At 46.7% G+C, this 4,401-nt stretch carries 2 protein-coding genes; both read left to right on the top strand.

What is annotated here, in order from left to right; all coding sequences use genetic code 11:
• Positions 1 to 1,740: 1,740 nt before the first annotated feature.
• Positions 1,741 to 2,988 carry a ParA family protein gene (locus tag L2I46_RS28670; protein ID WP_014839956.1) on the top strand — a complete coding sequence of 416 codons (1,248 nt, stop codon included), beginning with the start codon at positions 1,741 to 1,743 and terminating at the stop codon, positions 2,986 to 2,988.
• The gene (locus L2I46_RS28665) at positions 2,988 to 3,998 is read left to right on the top strand and encodes a ParB family protein (RefSeq protein ID WP_017900718.1); all 1,011 of its coding nucleotides are present in this window, start codon (positions 2,988 to 2,990) and stop codon (positions 3,996 to 3,998) included. The genes L2I46_RS28670 and L2I46_RS28665 overlap by 1 nt, the downstream gene beginning before the upstream one ends.
• Positions 3,999 to 4,401: the final 403 nt, after the last annotated feature.

The raw sequence follows: 4,401 nt of genomic DNA, 5'->3' as shown, positions 1-4,401 counted from the left end.
GTGGCCCAGCGGCTTTCTGATACCCCGGCAGGACAAAACAACCCCCTTGTTCGCAATGCTGCTTCGGGTGGCCCAGCTGCTTTCTGATACCCCGGCAGGACAAAACAACCCCCTTGTTCGCAGTTCTGCTCCGGGTGGCCCTGCGGCTTTCTGATGCCCAGTAGGTCAACCCGACATCTTTGTTAACTTCTTTGCTTCAAGTAGCCCTGTAGCTTTGTGATCGCCCGGTGTGACAAAACAACCCCCTTGTTCGCAGTCCGGCTCCGGGTGGCCCAGCGGCTTTCTGATACCCCGGCAGGACAAAACAACCCCCTTGTTCGCAATGCTGCTTCGGGTGGCCCAGCTGCTTTCTGATACCCCGGCAGGACAAAACAACCCCCTTGTTCGCAGTTCTGCTCCGGGTGGCCCTGCGGCTTCATGACAACCCCACAGGGTAAAACAACCCCCTTGTTCGCAGTCCTGCTCCGCGTGGCCCAGCGGCTTTCTGATACCCCGGCAGGATAAAACAACCCCCTTGTTCGCAGTCCGGCTCCGGGTGGACCAGCAGCTTTCTGATTGCCCGGCAGGACAAAACAACCCCCTTGTTCGCATTGCTGCTTCGGGTGGCCCAGCGGCTTTCTGATACCCCGGCAGGACAAAACAACCCCCCTGTTCGCAGTCATGCTCCGGGTGGCCCAGCGGCTTTCTGATACCCCGGCAGAGCAAAACAACCCCCTTGTTCGCAGTCCTGCTCCGGGTGGCACAGCGTATTCCTGACAGACTGGCATGACAAAACAACCCCCTTGTTCGCAGTCCGGCTCCGGGAGGCCAGGCGGATTTCTGATATCCCGACAGAGTAAAACAACCCCCTTGTTCGCAGATCTGCTCCGGGTGGCCGAGCGGCTTCATGACAGCCAGACAAGACAAAACAACCCCCTTGTTCGCAGTTCTGCTCCGGGTAGCCCAGCGGCTTCATGACAACCCGACAGGGTGAAACAACCCCCTTGTTCGCAGTCCGGCTTCGGGTGGCCCAGCGGCTTTCTGATACCCTGACAAGACAAAACAACCCCCTTGTTCGCAGTGCTGCTACGAGTGGCCCAGCGGATTCCTGATACCCCGGCATGACAAAACAACCCCCTTGTTCGCAGCCCGGCTTCGGGTGGACCAGCGGCTTTCTGATACCCCGGCAGGGTAAAACAACCCCCTTGTTCGCAGTCATGCTCCGGGTGGCCCAGCGGCTTTCTGATACCCCGGCAGGGTAAAACAACCCCCTTGTTCGCAGTCATGCTCCGGGTGGCCCAGCGGCTTTCTGATACCCCGGCAGAGCAAAACAACCCCCTTGTTCGCAGTCCTGCTCCGGGGAAACTCTGCGGCTTTCTGATGCCCAGTAGGTCGCCACCCTGTGTCTTGTACACAGTCAATATCAGGAATGGACGATGAGGGTTTGGGAGGGTAGGGGAGGGAGGGGGAGAAATCGTGATCATTGGACATGAAAAAAAGATGCGTAATTTTAAATGTTAGGTATAAGACCTAGCATGAAAGCTGTAGAATTTACCAAATCGGAATATTTTTACAGTTATTGATTATTTTCCTTTTATATCAATATTTTGAATTTAGGTTGTACACAAGACGAACAAATTGAATTGTGCGCGAAAAGTTATTTTGAGCGCTAAATGCGTTAAATGTGCATTACAATGCACTTTTAACTTGTAATGCGCTCAAGCCTCATTAATAATGTGAAAACTAACCTAAGGAGATACCATGAGCATACTAGATGATATTCGTACGATCGGCCTGAAAATGAAAAATGAACAAGCAAGCCTTAAGGAAATTATCCTTGAGTCAAGCCGGGTAGATGTTTCTGATGAACAGGTCGATGGATTAGACCGTCTTATCTATAACCACTGTTTAAATAAAAAAACTCTCTCTGATTTCTTTGGTAAATCAAGAAATACATTTAGTAGAATTCTTTCCGAACTACATGAGAAACAGGTAATTGGGGAACCCATTTTCCAGAACAAGAGTCACCTGTATACCCGGTGGGATGTGCAAAAAATAATTGATGCAATGGGCACAATTCAATATCGCGAAATGTATTTACCGCGAGTCATCGTGATTGAGAACCACAAAGGTGGAACCGGTAAAAGTACAACAACAGTAACACTCGCTACCGCAGCTGCTTTGGATCTTAATCTAAATGCAAGAATCCTTGTAATTGACCTGGACCCGCAAGGTTCATTGGGTAATAACCTTATTCATACCACTAGCGATGATAGTGTTTATCTGACTATTACCGACGTTTTGCTTAGTGAAATTGAAGATAATGATTTCACTCAGTATATAAATCAAGGTTACACGGAAGAACAAATAATTGGGGCGATGGCCTTTTCTACACATTTACCTAACATGGATGTAATAACAGCTTTCCCGACTGATGACAGATTTACTGACAAATACTGGAGTCTGGATAAGGAAGCAAGACTCAAGCTACTAACTCGGTTTCGCGATGTAGTTATCCCTGTATTGAAAGAAAAGTACGATCTCATTTTTATTGATACACCACCGCAAGATTCTCCAATCATTTGGTCAACAAATGAGGCGGCTGACGCAATTCTTGTTCCGATTACACCCCGTGAATATGATTTTGCTTCTACCACAAACTATATGATTACTATTTCAGACCGTCTGGCACAATTGCCCTCCAAAGGCGAAAACATTAAATGGCTAAATGTATTGGCTGTGAATGTAGATGACAGAAGCCAGCATGAGATTCGTACTTTAAATAAACTTGTAAGAACTGTACGTGACCGTTTCATGACAACAAATATTAAACATTCAGAAGCTTTCGTTGCAGCAGCTGAAAAAGGTCGCACTGTACTCGATATTAAAAAATCAGAAGAGCTCTGTTCTTCAAAGCAGTATGATATTGCGGAAATGTCTGTTCAGTCTGTATATCAACAACTTATCAATGAGATTAAAAGCTTTTCAGTTAGGGAGGACAGTGAATAATGAGTGATGTTGAACGCGGTACGAGCAAAGACAAGTACTTGACCGGAAACGCAAAGCGTACATTTGTTGATCAAAAAAGCGGGCTTCCGCCTCTAAAAGCTCCTTCTGTACAAAAACGCCTATTTACTCTGTCAAATGGTCGTAAAGTAGAAGCTCGCTACGTAGTCGTTCCTGGTTCAGAAGTGGCAGAGAAGACGCTAGTTCATGAGCTAAACCCTCGAAATCAAGAGGCAATTGACGACCTTTCAACAAGGGAAATACTCCCCCTTATAAAAGAAAATGGGGTTACTACTGAAGCTATTGCTGTATACCGCGACGGTAAATATTACCTGATTGAGGGTAGTCGGCGTCGTTATTGCTGCATCAAATGTTTGGCAGACCTGCCGTTATGGGCATTTGATGAAGAGGTAAGTCGTGAAGATGTCGATTGTATTGTAAATGCTGCACAAACAGCGAAAAGGTTCTCATATCGTGAAGTGGGTATTAAGTACCTTCAAATCATGAAAAATGAAGAGTTCAAAACCAATGAGGAACTTGCTTCTTATTTTAACATTAGCGTTGAGTCGGTAAGAAAGAGAATCCAGGCGGCTAAAGTTAACGAAGAACTAATTAGAATTTTCCCTGATAGTGAAGGGATACCTAATACTTACTATGGTAAATTGGCTAAAATTGAAAAAGTTGCTATTGCCCATAAAATCCCTTTGTCAGAGCTAACATCTGAAGTCGGGACAGAAGACAATAAGATCATTAACGTTAATGATATTGAGGAAGTCCAGAAATCCATTTTAGATGGTTTGCATTCAGTACTTACCATTCTCTGTAATGATGCAAATAAACCGCCTAAATGGACTGTGTCAGATATTATAGATTTCGAAGATAAGGATACTTACGCACGTGTCAGGAAGAGCCAAGACGGTCAAAAAGTAAGTTTTGAGTTCAAGCGTATAAGCCAGTCAACCATTAATGAAATAGAACGTTTAATTAAAGTTAGTATTGGCAAATCAAAATAATCATAAAATGGTATGGTCATGGCCCTTAGGGGTCATGACTTTATAATCCATTAAAAGCAAAGCAACCCCCTTGTTCGCAGTCCGGCTCCTTGAGATCCAACGGCTTCATGTTAACCCGACATGACAAAACAACCCCCTTGTTCGCAGTCCGGCCCCTTGACGCCCAGCGGCTTCATGGAAGCCCGGCAGGGCAAAACAACCCCCTTGTTCGCAGTCCAGCCCCTTGACGCCCAGCGGTTTCATGACAACCCGGCAGGGCAAAACAACCCCCTTGTTCGCAGTCCGGCCCCTTGACGCCCATCGGCTTCATGACAACCCAACAGGGCAAAACAACCCCCTTGTTCGCAGTCCGGCCACTTGGCGTCCATCGGCGTCCTGATACCCCGGCAGGGTAAAACAACCC

This window comes from Klebsiella sp. 2019SCSN059 (genome assembly GCF_021739525.1).
In the GTDB taxonomy this organism is placed as follows: Bacteria; Pseudomonadota; Gammaproteobacteria; order Enterobacterales; family Enterobacteriaceae; genus Klebsiella; species Klebsiella quasipneumoniae.
This window is presented reverse-complemented; position numbering and strand designations above follow the sequence as displayed.